This is a genomic window from Kitasatospora sp. NPDC036934, from assembly GCF_055608425.1.
The window spans coordinates 593,614-609,046 of sequence record NZ_JBVJQR010000001.1; the positions used below are offsets into that span (position 1 = coordinate 593,614).

Sequence of the window (15,433 nt, forward strand, 5' to 3'; positions counted from 1 at the left end):
GGGCCGGACCGGGCACGCGTCAGGCCGGGGTGATGGCCTGGGGGAAGGTGAAGAGGCCGTCCGGATCGTAGCCGCGCTTCACCCCGCGCAGCCGGTCGAGGTTGCCGCCGTAGTACGCCCGGGCCCAGTCGGCCAGGCGCGGATCGGGGTAGTTCTGGTACGCCTCGCCGCTGGCGTACGGGCGCATGGTGCTCCAGACGTCCTGCAGCCAGGCCTGGGACTGCTCCACGCCCGGCCCCGAACCGGCCCCGGGAGAAGGGTAGTTGGCGATGTACTGGGCCGAGAACAGCGCGCCGCGGTGGACGAAGGCGGTGTCCCCCGGAGCGATCCGGCCGACCGCGCCGCCCAGCGCGTCGAAGGCGACCGAGGCACTCCCGCCCTGCGGTGCGGTCCGGGCGTACCGGTCGACGGAGGCCACCAGCGCCGCGATCCCGGCCGCGTCGATCGGCCTGGTGTAGAAGTCGGACCGGGCCGCGTACGACTCCCTGGTCAGTCGGCCGTCGGGGCTCCGGCCGGGCAGGCTGCCCGGAAGGTGGGCGGCCGCCTGCGACCAGCCGGCCACTCCGCCCAGCACCTTCATGGTGTCCAGGAACGGCGCGGTGTGGAGGGAGGCGGTGGCCGGGGCGACGGCCAGACGGTCGAGCAGGTCGGCGAGTTCGCTCTGCGGACCTAGCAGGTTGACGGTGCTGGTCAGGCGCAGCCTGCCGTCCGGCCAGGTGTCCAGGTGCAGGTTCGCCCAGAGCTGGTCCGGGGCGCCCGCCACCCAGCTCTGCCAGGCGGCGACCACCGACCCGGCGGCGGACCAGGGCCAGGAGAGGAAGGCGTACGCGCAGGTCGCCGCCGGGTGGGTGCGGAAGGTGAAGGAGGTGACCACGCCGAAGTTGCCGCCACCACCGCCGCGCAGCGCCCAGAACAGGTCGGCGTCGGTGTCCGCGTCCACTCGCCGGATCCGCCCGTCCGCCGTCACCACCTGGGCACCGGTGAGGCTGTCGCAGGTCAGCCCGTACGCCCGGCAGGTGACGCCGATGCCGCCGCCCAGGGTCAGCCCGGCCACGCCGACGCTCGGGCAGGAGCCGGCCGGGACGGTCACGCCGTCGGCTGCCAGCCCCGCGTACACGTCGATCAGCCGCGCCCCGGCCCCCACCGTGGCCGTGCCGCCCGAGCCGCCGACCCCCGCCATCGCCCCGACGTCCAGGACCATGCCGGGGCCCGACGACCAGCCCGCGTAGCTGTGCCCGCCGCTGCGCACCGCGACCGGGACGGCGTGGCGGCGGGCGAAGGCCAGGCAGGTGGTGACGTCCTGGCCGGTGGCCGGGTAGACGATCCCGGCGGGTCGGAGGTCGTCGAACTGCGGCTGGTAGAGCCGGCTCGCGTCCTGGTAACGGCCGTCCTGGGGACCGATGACCGTGCCGCCGAGGTCCTTGGCCAGCGCGGCCCAGTCGGCCGGGCCGGCGGATGTGGGGCGCGCGGTGGTGGGCCGGGGCGAGGGCGACCGGGTGGAGGCCGACGGGCCCGGGGCCGGCGCGGGCTCCGCGCCCCCGCAGGCCGCGAGCACCGCCGCCAACGGCGCGGCGAGGGGCACGACGGCGAGCCGGAGCACCGTTCGGCGGGGCGGCCCCGCCGGGAGGTCCGGCGTCGCTCCGGGGAGGTCCGGCGTCGGACCAGGGAGGTACGGCGTCGGTCCGGGCAGGTCCGGCACCGATCCGCTCCCGCTCATGGCCGCCTCCCGTTCCCGGGGCCGTCGCCCGGTGCCGCCGCGGCCCGTGACCGCACGCTACCCGTCGGGGCCGGGAGCGGGCGCCGACCCGACGCAACCAGGGGAGGGCCGTCGGCGCCGGCCGCCGCCTCGACCGGGTCGCCGACCGGTGCGGTCGGGCAGGAGGCCGCCGCCGCCATCGTCCGGCGGGTGCCCGGGTCCGCAGGGTGGCGGACGACGAGGTGCAGATCCGGGTCCTCGGCCGCGATCAGCTTGGCCTGGCGGAACGTCAGTGGCCCGAGCCGCGGGTGGTCGAAGCGCTTGAGCGCCGGGTTGAAGCCCGCCACGTCGTGGCGTTCCCAGCGGGCGCGGAAGCCGGGGTCGGTGGTCGAGACGTCCGTGACGATCTCGGCGAAGCGCGGGTCGCCGGGGTGGCGGTCGGCGGAGGCGCGGAACTGGGCCAGCACCGCCCAGGACTCGGCCTCCCAGTTCTTGAGGACTGTGCGCATCGGCGGCCAGCCGAAGTAGAGCCAGATCATGTTGCGCCGCTGGACGGGCAGTTGGTCCAGCCCGTCGTAGATGGCGGCCTCGCTCCCGTTGTGGGCGAGGATGTCCCAGTGCCGGTCCAGCAGGCAGGCCGGGGTGGGGCTGAGGGCCGCGACGGTGGCCCGCAGGTGGTCGCCGACCGCGGGGCAGCCGTCGGCGGCCGGGCGCGGGGCGGTGTCGTTCTCGCCGGCGAGGTCGAAGACGTGGCGCCGCTCGGCCGAGGTGAGTCGCAGGGTGGTGGCCAGCGCGTCCAGGACCTGGCCGGAGGCGGCGATCGGGCGCCCCTGCTCCAGCCAGGAGTACCAGGACACGCTGACCCCGGACAGCAGCGCCACCTCCTCGCGGCGCAGCCCGGGCGTCCGGCGCCGGGGGCCGCCGGTCAGGCCGACGTCACCCGGGGTCAGGCGTTCCCGCCGGGAGCGCAGGAAGGCGCCGAGCGCCGTGCGGCGCTGTGTTTCACGATCGTTCATGGTGGGCCCAGGGTACGGTCCGGCGATCCGGCCGAGGCTGTTACTCCCACTACCAGGATGATCCGTCAGCGCCTGGTGGCGGGGAGGGTCCGGCGGCGGCCCGAGGATGGGACGCATGACTCCGATCGCCCACACCGCCGCTCCGGTCGCCGCCCGGCCGGACACCAGGGTGCCGTTCCCGTTGACGGCCGCCGCGTTCACCGCCAACTTCGACCGCTTCGCCATCGGCCCGGTGCTGGTCACCGTCGCGGCCGCGCTGCACGTCCCGCTGTCCTCCGCGGTTGCCCTGGCCGGCGGCTACGCGCTCGCCTACGGACTGTCACAACCGGTCTGGGGCGTGCTCTCCGACCGGATCGGGCGGCTGCGGGTGATCCGTACCGCCCTGGTGGTGGCCGCACTGGCCGGCCTGGCCTCGGCCGCCGCGCCGAACCTGGCGGTGCTCACCGCGCTGCGGGTGGTCACCGGCTTCGCGTTCGGCGCCGTCGTGCCGTCCTCGCTGAGCTTCGTCGGGGACGCGGTGGCGCCGGAGCGCCGGCAGGGCGCGCTGGCCGACCTGATGGCGGCGCTCGGGCTCGGCAACGGACTGGCCGCGCTGTTCGCCGGGATGGTCGCCAACTGGCTGAACTGGCGGCTGGTGTTCGTGGTGCCCGCGATAGCCGCCGCGGCGGCCGCGATCGGGCTGCGCCGCGCGGTGGAGCCGGAACGCGCCCCGGCCGGCAGCCTGGCCGGGCAGCTCGGCGCGGTGCTGCGCAGCCCGTTCGCGTACCTCGTCGCCCTGCTCGGCCTGGTCGAGGGCGCGGTGCTGCTGGGCGGGCTGACCTTCGTGGCGCCGGCGCTGGAGCACCGTGGTCTCTCCGACGCCGCGGCCGGTGCGATCACCGCCCTGTACGGCGCGGGGACGCTGGTGTTCACCCGTGCCGTGAAGGCCCTGACGCGGTACGTCCCGGCGCACGGCCTGGCCGCGATCGGCGGCGCCCTGGTGCTGGTCGGCTACGGCGCCGCCGCCCTGGTGCCGGGGGTGTGGACGTACGCGCTGGTGGCCGCGCTGCTCGGCGCGGGCTGGGCCTTCCTGCACTCGACGCTCCAGGCGTGGGCCACCTCGGTGGTGCCCGAGGCGCGTGGGACGGCCGTCTCCTGCTTCGTCGCCGCGCTGTTCGTCGGCAGCGCCCTGGGCACCGCGCTCGGCGGAGGAGCGGCCGGCCAGGGGCGGTTCGACCTGCTGTTCGGCGTGACCGCCGTGGCGACCGTGCCGCTGACGGCCGCGGTGGTGCTCGGGCGGCGCCGCTTCACCGCCCGGGGCTGACCCGAGGCCGGCCTGCGGGCAGCACTTTTGCGGGCGCACAACCCCCTGCGAGCTCAGAGCGCCCGCAGGGCGGCCTCGCAGGCGGCGCAGCGCCGATCGGCCAGGGCGGGCGGGTACCAGGGCTCGCCCGGGCGGGCGGGCCGGTAGTGGGAGTGTTCCATCGGGTCGGTGTCCAGGCCGCACAGGGTGCGCGGGAGCGGGTCCTCGGGCACCTCCGGGTCGCCGCCCGCCGCGTGCACGGCCAGCACCACCGGCTCCACGCCATCCGGTCCGAGGGCTTCGTCCTGTTCGAGTTCGAACAGGACGACGATCGCCGTCATGTCGGGTCACCCGTCCGCTCAGTGCTTCTTCTTCGCCAGCCAGTCGGCGAGAACGGCCGCCTGGCTGTGGTCGACGTCCTTGGTGGCGGTGAGCAGGGTGAGCGGGTCGTGGGCGGCCAGCTCGCGCAGGTGGCCGGCGGCCTCCCGGTGCTCGGCGTCGCGCAGCTCGGCGAGGTAGCGGCGGCGGAACTCGGTGAAGCGCTCCGGATCGTGGCCGTACCACTTGCGCAGTCCGGTCGACGGGGCGACGTCGCGCAGCCATTCGTCCAGGTGCGCGTCCGTCTTCTTCATGCCGCGCGGCCAGACGCGGTCCACCAGTACCCGTTGCCCGTCCTGGGGCGAGGCGACCTCGTAGATCCGTCGGTAGCTGATCTGTGCGGCCATGGCGGGTTCCTCCCGGCTCGGTGTGCTGGTGGCCGGTCCGTCCACGCCCGTGGCGGTCCGCCCACACCAGCGTGTGCCCGGATCGGGCGGATCCGCACACCGACGGCGCAGCCGGGGCGGCTGCCCGCGCGCCGGTCCCGCGTGGCGCCCGGTGGCACCGGCCCGCCGCCGCTAGGGTCGCTCCCGGTGTGCGGGGCCGGGCCGTTCCGGGGGAGGACGGGGCCCTGCCGGGGGTTTCATCCGGCTCCGCTGCGGAGGTCCCATGAGTGCGTCCGACACCACCGCCGACACCAGCGTCGGCACCGGCCCGCCGCCGCGCGTCCGGCTGCGGGTGCGGCGGGGCAGCCGGCTGCTGCGCTGGCTGTTCACCACGGACCACAAGGTGATCGGCAACCTCTACCTGGCGACGGCCTTCGGGTTCTTCCTGGTCGGGGGCCTGATGGCGCTGCTGATGCGGACGCAGCTGCTGGGCCCCGACACCGGGTTCCTGTCGAACGAGCGGTACAACCAGCTGTTCACCATGCACGGCACGATCATGCTGCTGCTGTTCGCCACCCCGACCTTCGCCGGCTTCGCCAACGCGATCATGCCGCTGCAGATCGGCGCGCCCGACGTGGCCTTCCCCCGGCTGAACGCCTTCACCTACTGGGCGTTCCTGCTGGGCGGGCTGATGGTGCTGAGCGGCTTCCTCACCGCGGGCGGCGCCCCCGCGTTCGGCTGGTTCGCCTACGCTCCGCTGAACGGGCCGGAGCACTCGCCCGGGACGGGCCCGGACCTGTGGGCGCTCGGCCTGGTGGTGGCCGGTCTCGGGACGGTCCTGGGCTCGGTCAACTTCATCACCACCATCACCTGTCTGCGGGCACCGGGCATGACGCTGTTCCGGATGCCGGTCTTCACCTGGACCGTGCTGTTCACCTCGATCATGGTGCTGCTGGCCTTCCCGGTGCTGACCGCGGCCCTGCTGCTGCTGGAGGCGGACCGCAGGTTCGGCGCCCACGTCTTCGACCCGGCCAACGGCGGGGCGATGCTCTGGCAGCACCTGTTCTGGTTCTTCGGCCACCCGGAGGTGTACATCGTGGCGGTGCCGTTCTTCGGCATCGTCAGCGAGATCATCCCGGTCTTCAGCCGCAAGCCGCTGTTCGGCTACTACGGGATGATCGGCGCGACCATCGCCATCACCTCGCTGTCGATGTCGGTGTGGGCGCACCACATGTTCGCCACCGGGCAGGTGCTGCTGCCGTTCTTCTCGATGATGTCCTTCCTGATCGCGGTGCCCACCGGGGTGAAGTTCTTCAACTGGATCGGGACGATGTGGCACGGCTCGCTGTCCTTCGAGACCCCGATGCTGTGGTCGATCGGGTTCCTGGTGACCTTCCTGTTCGGCGGACTGAGCGGGGTGCTGCTGGCCGCGCCGCCGATCGACTTCCACGTCACCGACAGCTACTTCGTGGTGGCCCACCTGCACTACGTCCTGTTCGGGACGGTCGTGTTCGCGACCTTCGGGGGCTTCTACTTCTGGTGGCCGAAGATCACCGGGAAGATGCTCGACGAGCGGCTCGGGAAGGTGCAGTTCTGGATCCTGTTCGTCGGGTTCCAGACCACCTTCCTGGTGATGCACTGGCTGGGCGCCCAGGGGATGCCCCGGCGCTACGCGACGTACCTGGCGGTGGACGGCTTCACCACGCTCAACGTGGTCGCCTCGATCGGCGCCTTCCTGCTCGGCGTCTCCAACCTGCCGTTCTTCTACAACGTCTGGGTCACCACCCGGCACGGCACCCGGGTCGACCAGGACGACCCGTGGGGCTGGGGCCGCTCCCTCGAGTGGGCCACGTCCTGTCCGCCGCCGCACCACAACTTCCTGGTGCTGCCCCGGATCCGCTCCGAGTCGCCGGCCTTCGACCTGCACCACCCGGAGGTGCCGCCGGAGGACTCGCCGAGCGGCGCCGGACAGCCGCAGGTCGGCCGGAGCGGACAGGGGGAGGCGGGATGAAGGCCGAGGGCTGGCTGTTCGCCGTCATGACGGTGTTCTTCGCGGTGGTCGGGCTGGTCTACGGCTTCTGGGCGCACGAGCCTGCCGGCAAGGCGATCCTGACGGTGGCGTTCCTGATGTCGGGGCTGGTCGCGCTGTTCTGGTTCGTCCAGCACCAGCGGCGCGGCGGCGGTCGGCCGCAGGACCGCAAGGAGGCCGAGATCGTGGAGTCCGCCGGGCAGGTGGGCTTCTTCCCGGCCCGCAGCGGCTACCCGGTGCTCACCGCGGCGGGCCTGGTGGTCTTCGCGCTGGGCCTGGTGTTCGCCCGCTGGCTGATCGTCTGCGGTGCGGTGCTGCTCGGCTTCGCCGTGTTCGGCTTCATCTTCCAGTACCACGACCGTGGCGACGGCGGGGCCTGAGCCGGCGGAACAGCCGGCTCACCGGCCCGCGCCGCTCCGGGAGCGCGGGCCGGTCGGTCGCCGGCGGTGCGGGGTGCTCCGGCGCGGTGAGGACGGCCGCGACGGCGCGGGCCTCCTGCTCGGTCGCGGGCAGCTCGACCCGGTCGCCGTGGTACCAGGAGCCGAGCGCGGCCCGGGCCCGTTCGGTGCGCGGCGCCCCGGGCCGCGGCTCGTCCGGTCGCGGGGCGTCGCGCACGAGCAGCGCGTACCGCTCGGCGGCCGGCACCGGCCGGTGGTGCCCGTCGAAGCCGCCCTCGATCGACTGGTCGATCCGCCCGGTCGGGTCGCCCTCCAGCAGCCGGGAACGGTCCCTGGCCTGCAGGGCGAGGCAGAGCCACCGGGTGAGCAGGAACGCGAACGCCGGCGCCAGGAAGAACGCCGCCCGCAGCACCCAGGTCAGGGAGTCGACGGAGACGCCGAAGACGTACGCGACCACGTCGTTGCCGCCGGCGATCAGCAGCACGGTGTACCAGGTGACCCCGGCGGCCCCGAGCGCGGTGCGGACGGGCTTGTTGCGCGGCCGGTCGCACAGGTGGTGCTCGCCGCCGCCCGGGGTGAGCCAGCGCTCCACGAAGGGGTAGGCGTACAGCGCCCCGAACAGCAGGCCCGGCACCACCAGGGCGGGCAGGAAGGCGTTCCAGGAGACGGTGTGCCCGAGCACCCCGGTCTCGGCCGCGGGCATCAGCCGCAGTGCCCCCTCGATGAATCCGATGTACCAGTCGGGCTGGGCGCCCGCCCCGGCGATGTCGGGCCGGTAGGCGCTGTAGCGCCAGATCGGGTTGATCTCCGCGGACAGCGCGGACAGCGCCAGGATGCCGCCGACGGTGAAGGCCAGGCCAGTGGTGCGGGCCAGGAACTGGGGGAAGAAGGGGAGCCCCACCACGTTCCGGTTGGTCCGGCCGGGCGCCGCCCACTGGGTGTGCTTGAGCACCACCACCAGGGTCAGGTGCGCCCCGATCAGCGCCAGCAGCAGACCGGGCACCAGCAGGATGTGCACGGTGAACAGCCGCGGGATGATGGCGTGCCCGGGGAACTCGCCGCCGAAGGCGAAGAAGGTGAGGTAGCTGCCGACGAGCGGCACCGAGAGCAGGACGCCCTCGGCGATCCGGAGCCCGGTGCCGGACAGGGTGTCGTCCGGCAGCGAGTAGCCGGAGAACCCCTCCAGCAGGGCGAGGGTCAGCAGGGTCACCCCGATCACCCAGTTCAGCTCGCGCGGGCGGCGGAAGGCGCCGGTGAAGAACACCCGCAGCAGGTGCGCGCAGATCGAGGCGACGAACAGCAGGGCCGCCCAGTGGTGGATCTGACGCACCAGTAGGCCGCCGCGCACCTCGAAGCTGATCCGCAGGGTCGAGGCGTACGCCTCGGACATCCGGACCCCGCGCAGCGGCAGGTAGGGGCCCTGGTAGTCGACGTCGCCCATGCTCGGGTTGAAGAAGAAGGTGAGGAACACCCCGGTCAGCAGCAGGAAGACGAAGCTGTACAGGGCCAGTTCGCTGAGCAGGAACGACCAGTGGTCGGGGAACGCCTTGCGGAGCAGCAGCCTGCCCGCCTCGGTCAGCGGGAGCCGCCCGTCCACGGCCCGTACGGCGCGCTCCGGCCGGTTCGCGGGCACCCGCCAGCCGTGAGCCTGGTTTCCGTCCATAGCGGGCAACCTAGTGCGAAACGCCTGGCCCGGCCGGGCAGGGCATCCCGATCCTCCGCCGGGGCCGAGCCCGGAGCACCCGGTCGGAGCAACCGGGGTGCTCCGCTACCCCCAGTAGCCGACGTGCACGGCCGAAGCCTCCTCGAAGAGGTACGGACCGGACACCTCCACGGTGTTGCCGCCGGCCGCGAAGACCGCGCGGCAGGGCAGGTCGAGGACCGGCTCGTCCGGGTCGACGCCCGCGATGGCGTTCAGTTCGGGCGCGGCGAGGGCGTAGACGACCCGCCGGATGCCGCTCCAGTAGATCGCCCCGGCGCACATCGCGCAGGGCTCGGTGCTGGAGTAGAGGGTGGCCTCGGCGAGCTGGTGCGGGGCCAGGGTGCGGGAGGCCTCGCGGACCAGGTTGATCTCCGCGTGGGCGGTGACGTCGTGGTCGGTCAGCACGGTGTTCTCGGCGGTGAGCAGGACGTCCCCGTCGGGACCGGTGAGCAGCGCGCCGAACGGGTGGTTGCCGTGGGCCCGGGCGGAGGCGCCGAGCTCGATGGCGGCGAGCAGGTGGGCGGGGGAGTGGTCGGCCATGGCGGGTCTCCTCGGACAGGGCGGACGGCGGGGCGGACGGCTGGGCGGGGGTCGGAGCGGGCTGCCGCGCCTCCGGACCCCCGACCAGTGTCACCCCGCCGTCGTGGGGCCGCCCCGGCGCCCCCGGCTCACCCGTAGAGCCGGGCGCCGTACCGCGGGCCGTAGTACTGCTCGAGGTCCGCCAGATTCTCGTCCGGCCGCTCCAGGCTCTTGGCGATGCGCGCCCGGGACGGCGCCGCCTCCGGGGCCCAGGACTCCGGCTTCCAGAGCGCCGAGCGCAGGAAGGACTTGGAGCAGTGGTAGAACACCTCCTCGATCTCGACCAGCAGCGCCACCGGCGGCCGGTGGCCGTTGACCACCAGCCGGTCGAAGAACGGCGCGTCGCGCAGCAGGCGGGCCCGGCCGTTGATCCGCAGGGTGTCGCCGCGGCCGGGGATCACGTACAGCAGGCCGACGTGGGGGTTGCCCAGGACGTTGCGGAAGCCGTCGGTGCGCCGGTTGCCGGGGCGCTCGGGCACCACGATCGTGGTGTCGTCCAGGACGAGGGTGAAGCCGGCCGGGTCGCCCTTCGGGGAGGCGTCGCAGCTGCCGTCCGCCGCCGCCGTGGAGACCACGCAGAACGGCGAGGCGGCCAGCCAAGCGCGGTCGTGCTCGTGCAGGGAGGTCCGCACCTTGGCCGCGTCCCGCGGGGTCGGCGCACCGAGCAGCTCGCGCAGTTCGTCCTCGGAAGTGATCTCCACCAGTCCGTCCGTCCGCATGGACGTTCCCCTCTCCCCGTGTGTCTCGCCGTGCGATGGCGTGTGGCCAGCCTAGTGTCCTGCGCCAGGAATTCGTTCAAGATATGAGGCGAGTCGTTCGAGGATCTCGTCGGCGGTCCTGGTCCAGGTGAAGGGCCGGGGGTTCTCGTTCCAGGTCTTGATCCAGTCCCGAATGTCCTTCTCCAGCGCGCGGACCGGCTTGTGGACTCCACGTCGGAGCTGCTTGTCCGTCAGCAGGCCGAACCACCGCTCGACCTGGTTGAGCCAGGACGAGCTGGTGGGGGTGAAGTGCAGATGGAACCGTGGGTGTGCGGCCAGCCACTTCTGGATCGCCGGGGTCTTGTGGGTGGAGTAGTTGTCACAGACGAGGTGCACGTCGAGGTCGGCGGGCACCTCCTTGTCCAGCTTGGCGAGGAACTTCTTGAACTCCGCGGCCCGGTGCCGGCCGTGGAGCGAGCCGATGGGACTTGGCCCGCCGCGATCAGCGGACCAGCGTCTCGGGTTCCTCGTCCGTCAACGTCAGCTCGGCCATCGGCCGTCCCATTCGCGCCACGGGGCAAGGCTACACATATACATCGAATTTCAGGCGCAGGACACTAGAAGGCCGATGGAGATCTTGCTGAGGCGCTGTTCGGGTGGGGGCCGGGTGGGCCCTCTTGGTCAGGTGGTGGGGGTGAGATGCCAGGTGCCGTGGGCGTGGGTGAGGCCGAGGTTGATGAGGGTTCGTATGTTGAGGGCGGCGGTTCGGGTGTGGAGCCAGGTGTTGTTCTTGGCGGTGCCGCGGTAGCGAAGTCTGCGGTTGCCGTGGGGGACGAGCCAGGCGACGGCGCGTTCGACGGGTGGTCGCCAGCGGCGTTAGTCGGCTTGCCAGTTGGGGTCGGTGGCGCTTTGGTGCCGGGCGGCGGCGAGTTGGTCGAGGTGGGGGCGAATGGTCAGGATGCGACCGGCCTTGGTCTTGGTGCACCGTTCGCGGATGGACCGTTTCGAAGTCCGAAAGTCCGTGCAGGGCCTGCAGGGTGATCGTGGCGGCCAGGGCCTGGGGCGGCGTACTCGGGCGGCCGTTCGCCGACGGGTACATGTCCGCGAACATCGCCGCCGGGAACAGTTCACCGCGATGCTCGGCCAGGAACGCGAACACGCTTCCCGCCGGGATCAACTCCCGGTAGGTCTTCCACACATCCGGCCCGACCGTCTCCCCGGCCCATACCCCCGTCACCACGCCAAACGGTCTGGTCCTGGCGTGCGGTCGGCGGGGCCAGAAGCGGACGTCGTCGTCCGTTGTCTGGACGATCCCCGGCCGGAAGCGACTGCCGGTCCGGCGCGGTGGCTGCCTCCAGCGGGCGTGGTATCACGTGATCGGCCGGCGAAGTCCCGCGTGTGCCGGCAAAGGCCCCCGCCTCGTCGCGGCACGACGAAGCGGTGGCACCGGCAGACACGCGCGGGCCCTGCCCACTTGTCGCAGCGGAGGCTGCCCGGATCCGATTGTCGGCGTGGCACGCCGCTGTCCGGCTCAATGCCCGGCCCTGCCGGGCGTTGGGTGTCAGCATCGCAGGGTTGTCGGTACGGCCAGGCGAGGAGTTGCTGCGGTGACGTTGAGCGATGCCCCGGCGAGGCGACCGCTCGGCGGCCGGACAGGCGCCCAGTGCTGGCTGCTGACGGGTCCCGGTCTGCTGGAGAACGGCATCGTCGGCGACCTCACCACAGCTCTTGAGGACGCGCTGCCCGGCCGGTTCGCCGTGTGGCGCACCGATGAGCTGCTGCTCGGGATCGAGGGCGGCAAGCTTACGCTGCGGGATCTGGGCGGTGGCCTGCTGGAGGCGCCGGGTGTGGTCTACGCCCGGCTGGCGTCCCCGAGCCTCAGTACCGACCGGGAGGGCACGCTGCTGCGTCATCTGGTGGCGATGGGCACGGTGCTGCTCAACCCGTTGGAGGCGGTGCTGGCGGGTGCGAACAAGTTCTGGCAGCTGCAGGAGCTGGCCCTGGCGGGTCTTCCCGTCCCCGACACCCGCAGCTATGCGCACGCGGGGCTGGAGGATGTGATCGCGGCCGGGGTTTCCGCGCCGTCGGTGGTGAAGTCGGTGCGCGGCCAGCGCGGCGGTCAGGTCTTCCTGGCCCCCGACGCCCAGATGCTGCGGGAGGTCCACGGCAGCCTCAAGGAGGATTCCCCGTACCTGTTCCAGCGGTACGTGTCCCACTCGCACGGCCGCGACCTGCGGGTGGTGGTGGTCGACGGCCGGGCCGTCGCGGCCCAGGTCCGCTCGGCCGCCGACGGCGGGTTGAGGTCGAACCTGGCGCTCGGCGCAACCGCCGTGCTCTGCCCCGGCCTGCACCCCGGGGGCGAGACACTGGCCGTCCGTGCCGCCCAGGCGCTGGGCCTGGCGGTGGCGGGGGTGGACCTGCTCTTCGAAGCGGACGGCGGGTTCACGATCTGCGAGGTCAACGCCAACGTCGGCTGGCGCGAGCACATGAGCGAGGTCACCCCGGCCGTCGTGGCCGCCTGCGTGGCCAGACTGACCGCCCGGGTGTAGCGATGGCCGACCCCCGCGGACCCGCCGCACCGGCCCCACCCGCACGCACATCGGCCCTAGCGCCGCTGCGCCACCGCAACTACCGCCTCCTCGCGATCGGCCAGGCGGTCTCCAACACCGGCACCTGGATGCAGAACATCGCCCAGGGCTGGCTCGTCCTGCAGCTGTCCCACGACGACGGCACACAGCTGGGCATCACCACTGCCCTGCAACTGCTGCCGATACTGCTGTTCGGCGCCTGCGGCGGATCACCCGCCGACCGCTTCCCCAAACGCCGGCTGCTGCTGCTCACCCAGACCCTCCACGGCACGCTCGCCCTGGCCGCGGCCCTGCTGACCGCCACCGGCTCCGCCACCCTGGGCGCCGTCTACGCGCTCTGCCTCGCGCTGGGCCTGACCATGGTCGTCGACAAACCCACCCTGCAAGCCTTCATCGCCGAGGCCGTCGAGCCCGACGACCTGCCGAGCGCGCTGGCGCTGAACAGCGCGGTGCTCAACCTCGCCCGAGTGGCCGGCCCCGCACTGGCCGGCCCCGTCATCGCCGCCTTCGGCGTCGCCCCGGCCTTTGCCCTCAACTCCCTCTCCTACGCCGTGGTCCTGGCCACCCTGCTGCGCATGGACACCCGCACCCTGCGCCCGGCCTCGGCTCCCACGGGCTCCGGGCGGCAGGTGCGGGCCGGGCTGCGGTACGTACGCGAGCGCCCCGAGCTGGGCCTGACACTCGTGCTGGTGGCCTTCGTCGCCGCCTTCGGGATGAACTTCCAGATCACCACCGCGCTGATGGCCACCCAGGTCTTCCACAGCCCGGACGCCGCGTTCGGCATCGGTTCCGCCGCGCTCGCCGTGGGCGCGGTGACCGGCTCGCTGCTCGCAGCTCGCGCGCGCCCCTGCGGCTGGCGGCACACGGCCGGCTACGCGCTCGCCTTCGGGACGCTGGAGGCCGCGAGCGGCCTGATGCCCGGCTTCCGCACCTTCGCCCTGACGCTGGTGCCGACCGGAGCGGCGCTGCTGCTCTTCATGACAGCCGCCAAGGCCCGGCTGCAGCTCGCCGTCGCCCCCGCGCTGCGTGGCCGGGTCATGGGCCTCTACATGCTCGCCTCACTGGGCACCACCCCGCTGGCCGCGCCCGGCATCGGCTGGCTCTGCCAGACGGCGGGCCCGCGCTACGGACTCCTGCTCGGCGGCACCGTGTCGGCGCTCTCCGCGGTCGGGGCGGGCGTACTGCTCGGCCGACGTCCCAAGACCCGGCCCACCACGACGGCAGCCCTGCCGGCGTGTGCGGCTCCGAGGAGCCGCACACCGGCAGAGCCGCCGTCGTGGCCGCGTCAGCGCCCCGGGGTCAGGTACGGGAAGCGGTGAAGTCGAGCTTGCCCTCGACCCCGGCAGTGGAGACCTTCCCCGTGATCCTGGTGACCCGGGTGCCAACAGGGCAGAGCGTCCCGGTGGTGACGCCGGTCTCCCCCGCGTAGGTCGGGAAGGTGATCTGCCCGCGCCCGAGGCTGTTGATGCGCAGGACGAAGTTCCCCACCGCCGCACGCGACTCTTCGGCCGACGCCGTCAGCTCCGTCTTCACCAGCGTGCTCCCCAGAGTCTGCGGCGCGATCGAGATGGCCCGCGTCGACCCACCCGGCAAGGTCACACTCCCCTCGAACGCCTTGTCGAGCTCGCTCTCGCCGACCCAGTCCGAGACCGCACCACCGCACGTGTTACCGGTGGCCGCACCCGCCGGCACCGCCAGCACCACCACACCCAACGCTCCGGCAAGAGCCAGAGCACACACAGAACGAGCACCAGCAGACATCCGTCGCATCGAAGATCCCATCATCAGTACACCCCCACGGCTACCTTTCGCACCCACACAAGCACCCTCCGTAGCCACGGGCCACCGGAGCCGCCCACAGCTACGCCATGTGCCGCCGGCACGCCGCCCGCAGGATCAGCAAGATCTCCATCGGCCTTCTAGTGTCCTGCGCCTGAAATTCGATGTATATGTGTAGCCTTGCCCCGTGGCGCGAATGGGACGGCCGATGGCCGAGCTGACGTTGACGGACGAGGAACGCGAGACGCTGGTCCGCTGGTCGCGGCGGGCCAAGTCCTCGCAGGCGCTGGCACAACGATGCCGGATCGTCCTTGGCTGTGCGGACGGGAAGTCCAATCAGGCCGTGGCCGCCGAGCTGGGAATCTGGCCACAGACGGTCGGCAAGTGGCGGCGGCGGTTCCTGGAGGGCCGGCTGGAGGGTCTGGCGGACGAGCAACGTCCCGGCGCCCCACGGAAGATCAGCGACGACCAAGTCGAGGACCTGGTCGTCGCCACCCTGGAACGCACACCCCGGGACGCCACCCACTGGTCACGTGCGTCGATGGCCGCCGAGAGCGGGCTGTCAAAATCCACGGTCGGTCGGGTCTGGAAGGCGTTCGGCCTCAAGCCGCACCTGGTGGACACCTTCAAACTCAGCAAGGACCCGCAGTTCATCGACAAGGTCCGCGACGTGGTCGGGCTGTACCTGGACCCGCCGGAGCGTGCCCTTGTCCTCTGCGCGGACGAAAAGAGCCAGATCCAGGCACCGGACCGCTCGGCCCCGGTCCTGCCGATGATGCCGGGCATGCCGGAACGTCGAACCCACGACTACCTCCGCAACGGCGTCACCACACTGTTCACCGCACTTGACGTGGCGACCGGCGAGGTCATCGGCTCGCTCCACGGCCGGCACCGGGCCGCGGAGTTCAAGAAGTTCCTCGCCAAGCTGGACAAGGAGGTGCCCGCCGACCTCGACGTGCACC

General features: G+C 72.7%; 14 protein-coding genes and 3 pseudogenes. 6 read left to right on the top strand and 11 right to left on the bottom strand.

From position 1 onward, the window contains the following. Nucleotides 1-19: 19 nt before the first annotated feature. Together ACZ7BZ_RS02630 and ACZ7BZ_RS02635 are read right to left on the bottom strand one after the other, a co-directional pair. A complete protein-coding gene (locus ACZ7BZ_RS02630; protein ID WP_470356776.1) occupies nucleotides 20-1,717 on the bottom strand; it encodes an FAD-binding oxidoreductase in 1,698 nt (565 codons plus the stop codon). Continuing rightward, complete coding sequence (locus ACZ7BZ_RS02635) at nucleotides 1,714-2,712, bottom strand: helix-turn-helix transcriptional regulator (protein ID WP_470356777.1); 999 nt, start codon at nucleotides 2,710-2,712, stop codon at nucleotides 1,714-1,716. The genes ACZ7BZ_RS02630 and ACZ7BZ_RS02635 overlap by 4 nt, the downstream gene beginning before the upstream one ends. 115 nt (nucleotides 2,713-2,827) lie before the next feature. On the opposite strand from ACZ7BZ_RS02635, the gene ACZ7BZ_RS02640 reads away from it, so the two are divergent. Continuing rightward, on the top strand, nucleotides 2,828-4,015 hold the full coding sequence (locus ACZ7BZ_RS02640; RefSeq protein WP_470356778.1) for an MFS transporter: 1,188 nt from the start codon (nucleotides 2,828-2,830) through the stop codon (nucleotides 4,013-4,015). Nucleotides 4,016-4,068: 53 nt separating this feature from the next. Here ACZ7BZ_RS02640 and ACZ7BZ_RS02645 read toward each other — a convergent pair whose 3' ends face one another. Both ACZ7BZ_RS02645 and ACZ7BZ_RS02650 read right to left on the bottom strand, forming a co-directional pair. Then, nucleotides 4,069-4,335, bottom strand: coding sequence for a hypothetical protein (locus tag ACZ7BZ_RS02645; RefSeq protein ID WP_380452134.1), 267 nt, complete (start codon nucleotides 4,333-4,335; stop codon nucleotides 4,069-4,071). Between the two features lie 18 nt (nucleotides 4,336-4,353). Further along, the gene (locus ACZ7BZ_RS02650) at nucleotides 4,354-4,719 is read right to left on the bottom strand and encodes a DUF488 domain-containing protein (RefSeq protein WP_470356779.1); all 366 of its coding nucleotides are present in this window, start codon (nucleotides 4,717-4,719) and stop codon (nucleotides 4,354-4,356) included. A 262-nt stretch (nucleotides 4,720-4,981) separates the two neighbouring features. On the opposite strand from ACZ7BZ_RS02650, the gene ctaD reads away from it, so the two are divergent. Both ctaD and ctaF read left to right on the top strand, forming a co-directional pair. Further along, a complete protein-coding gene (gene ctaD / locus ACZ7BZ_RS02655) occupies nucleotides 4,982-6,709 on the top strand; it encodes an aa3-type cytochrome oxidase subunit I (RefSeq protein WP_470356780.1) in 1,728 nt (575 codons plus the stop codon). Beyond that, nucleotides 6,706-7,107, top strand: coding sequence for an aa3-type cytochrome oxidase subunit IV (gene ctaF / locus ACZ7BZ_RS02660; protein WP_470356781.1), 402 nt, complete (start codon nucleotides 6,706-6,708; stop codon nucleotides 7,105-7,107). The genes ctaD and ctaF overlap by 4 nt, the downstream gene beginning before the upstream one ends. On the opposite strand, the gene qcrB is transcribed toward ctaF, so the two are convergent. The 6 genes and pseudogenes from qcrB to ACZ7BZ_RS02690 form a co-directional block, all read right to left on the bottom strand. Further along, nucleotides 7,067-8,788, bottom strand: coding sequence for a cytochrome bc1 complex cytochrome b subunit (qcrB, locus tag ACZ7BZ_RS02665; protein WP_470356782.1), 1,722 nt, complete (start codon nucleotides 8,786-8,788; stop codon nucleotides 7,067-7,069). The two genes, ctaF and qcrB, sit on opposite strands and share 41 nt — an antisense overlap. Nucleotides 8,789-8,893: 105 nt before the next feature. Next, complete coding sequence (locus tag ACZ7BZ_RS02670) at nucleotides 8,894-9,367, bottom strand: nucleoside deaminase (protein WP_380452121.1); 474 nt, start codon at nucleotides 9,365-9,367, stop codon at nucleotides 8,894-8,896. A gap of 128 nt (nucleotides 9,368-9,495) precedes the next feature. Then, entirely contained in the window at nucleotides 9,496-10,125 is a 630-nt protein-coding gene (locus ACZ7BZ_RS02675; RefSeq protein WP_470356783.1) for a pyridoxamine 5'-phosphate oxidase family protein, read from the bottom strand. 51 nt (nucleotides 10,126-10,176) lie between these two features. Continuing rightward, a pseudogene (locus tag ACZ7BZ_RS02680) lies at nucleotides 10,177-10,587 on the bottom strand (transposase); the annotation flags it as partial. 198 nt (nucleotides 10,588-10,785) lie between these two features. Further along, nucleotides 10,786-10,968 (bottom strand): annotated as a pseudogene (locus tag ACZ7BZ_RS02685) (transposase); the annotation flags it as partial. Nucleotides 10,969-11,101: 133 nt separating this feature from the next. Next, nucleotides 11,102-11,302: pseudogene (locus ACZ7BZ_RS02690) on the bottom strand (transposase); the annotation flags it as partial. Between the two features lie 409 nt (nucleotides 11,303-11,711). Between ACZ7BZ_RS02690 and ACZ7BZ_RS02695 the strand changes: the two are divergent. Both ACZ7BZ_RS02695 and ACZ7BZ_RS02700 read left to right on the top strand, forming a co-directional pair. Then, nucleotides 11,712-12,653: a RimK family alpha-L-glutamate ligase gene (locus ACZ7BZ_RS02695; RefSeq protein ID WP_470356784.1), complete on the top strand. Its 942-nt coding sequence runs from the start codon at nucleotides 11,712-11,714 to the stop codon at nucleotides 12,651-12,653. Between the two features lie 2 nt (nucleotides 12,654-12,655). Beyond that, nucleotides 12,656-14,011: an MFS transporter gene (locus ACZ7BZ_RS02700; protein ID WP_470356785.1), complete on the top strand. Its 1,356-nt coding sequence runs from the start codon at nucleotides 12,656-12,658 to the stop codon at nucleotides 14,009-14,011. On the opposite strand, the gene ACZ7BZ_RS02705 is transcribed toward ACZ7BZ_RS02700, so the two are convergent. Further along, nucleotides 13,992-14,399 (bottom strand): hypothetical protein, encoded by a 408-nt coding sequence (locus tag ACZ7BZ_RS02705; protein ID WP_470356786.1) that lies wholly within the window; start codon nucleotides 14,397-14,399, stop codon nucleotides 13,992-13,994. The two genes, ACZ7BZ_RS02700 and ACZ7BZ_RS02705, sit on opposite strands and share 20 nt — an antisense overlap. Nucleotides 14,400-14,667: 268 nt before the next feature. Here ACZ7BZ_RS02705 and ACZ7BZ_RS02710 point away from each other — a divergent pair. After that, nucleotides 14,668-15,433, top strand: a 766-nt coding sequence (locus tag ACZ7BZ_RS02710; protein WP_470356809.1) for an IS630 family transposase, incomplete at its 3' end; no start/stop codon positions are given.

What these genes read in the sequence shown, in the direction of transcription:
- ACZ7BZ_RS02630 (WP_470356776.1), bottom strand. Translation starts at nt 1,717, where the DNA reads ATGAGCGGGAGCGGATCGGTGCCGGACCTGCCCGGACCGACGCCGTAC.
- ACZ7BZ_RS02635 (WP_470356777.1), bottom strand. Translation starts at nt 2,712, where the DNA reads ATGAACGATCGTGAAACACAGCGCCGCACGGCGCTCGGCGCCTTCCTG.
- ACZ7BZ_RS02640 (WP_470356778.1), top strand. Translation starts at nt 2,828, where the DNA reads ATGACTCCGATCGCCCACACCGCCGCTCCGGTCGCCGCCCGGCCGGAC.
- ACZ7BZ_RS02645 (WP_380452134.1), bottom strand. Translation starts at nt 4,335, where the DNA reads ATGACGGCGATCGTCGTCCTGTTCGAACTCGAACAGGACGAAGCCCTC.
- ACZ7BZ_RS02650 (WP_470356779.1), bottom strand. Translation starts at nt 4,719, where the DNA reads ATGGCCGCACAGATCAGCTACCGACGGATCTACGAGGTCGCCTCGCCC.
- ctaD (WP_470356780.1), top strand. Translation starts at nt 4,982, where the DNA reads ATGAGTGCGTCCGACACCACCGCCGACACCAGCGTCGGCACCGGCCCG.
- ctaF (WP_470356781.1), top strand. Translation starts at nt 6,706, where the DNA reads ATGAAGGCCGAGGGCTGGCTGTTCGCCGTCATGACGGTGTTCTTCGCG.
- qcrB (WP_470356782.1), bottom strand. Translation starts at nt 8,788, where the DNA reads ATGGACGGAAACCAGGCTCACGGCTGGCGGGTGCCCGCGAACCGGCCG.
- ACZ7BZ_RS02670 (WP_380452121.1), bottom strand. Translation starts at nt 9,367, where the DNA reads ATGGCCGACCACTCCCCCGCCCACCTGCTCGCCGCCATCGAGCTCGGC.
- ACZ7BZ_RS02675 (WP_470356783.1), bottom strand. Translation starts at nt 10,125, where the DNA reads ATGCGGACGGACGGACTGGTGGAGATCACTTCCGAGGACGAACTGCGC.
- ACZ7BZ_RS02700 (WP_470356785.1), top strand. Translation starts at nt 12,656, where the DNA reads ATGGCCGACCCCCGCGGACCCGCCGCACCGGCCCCACCCGCACGCACA.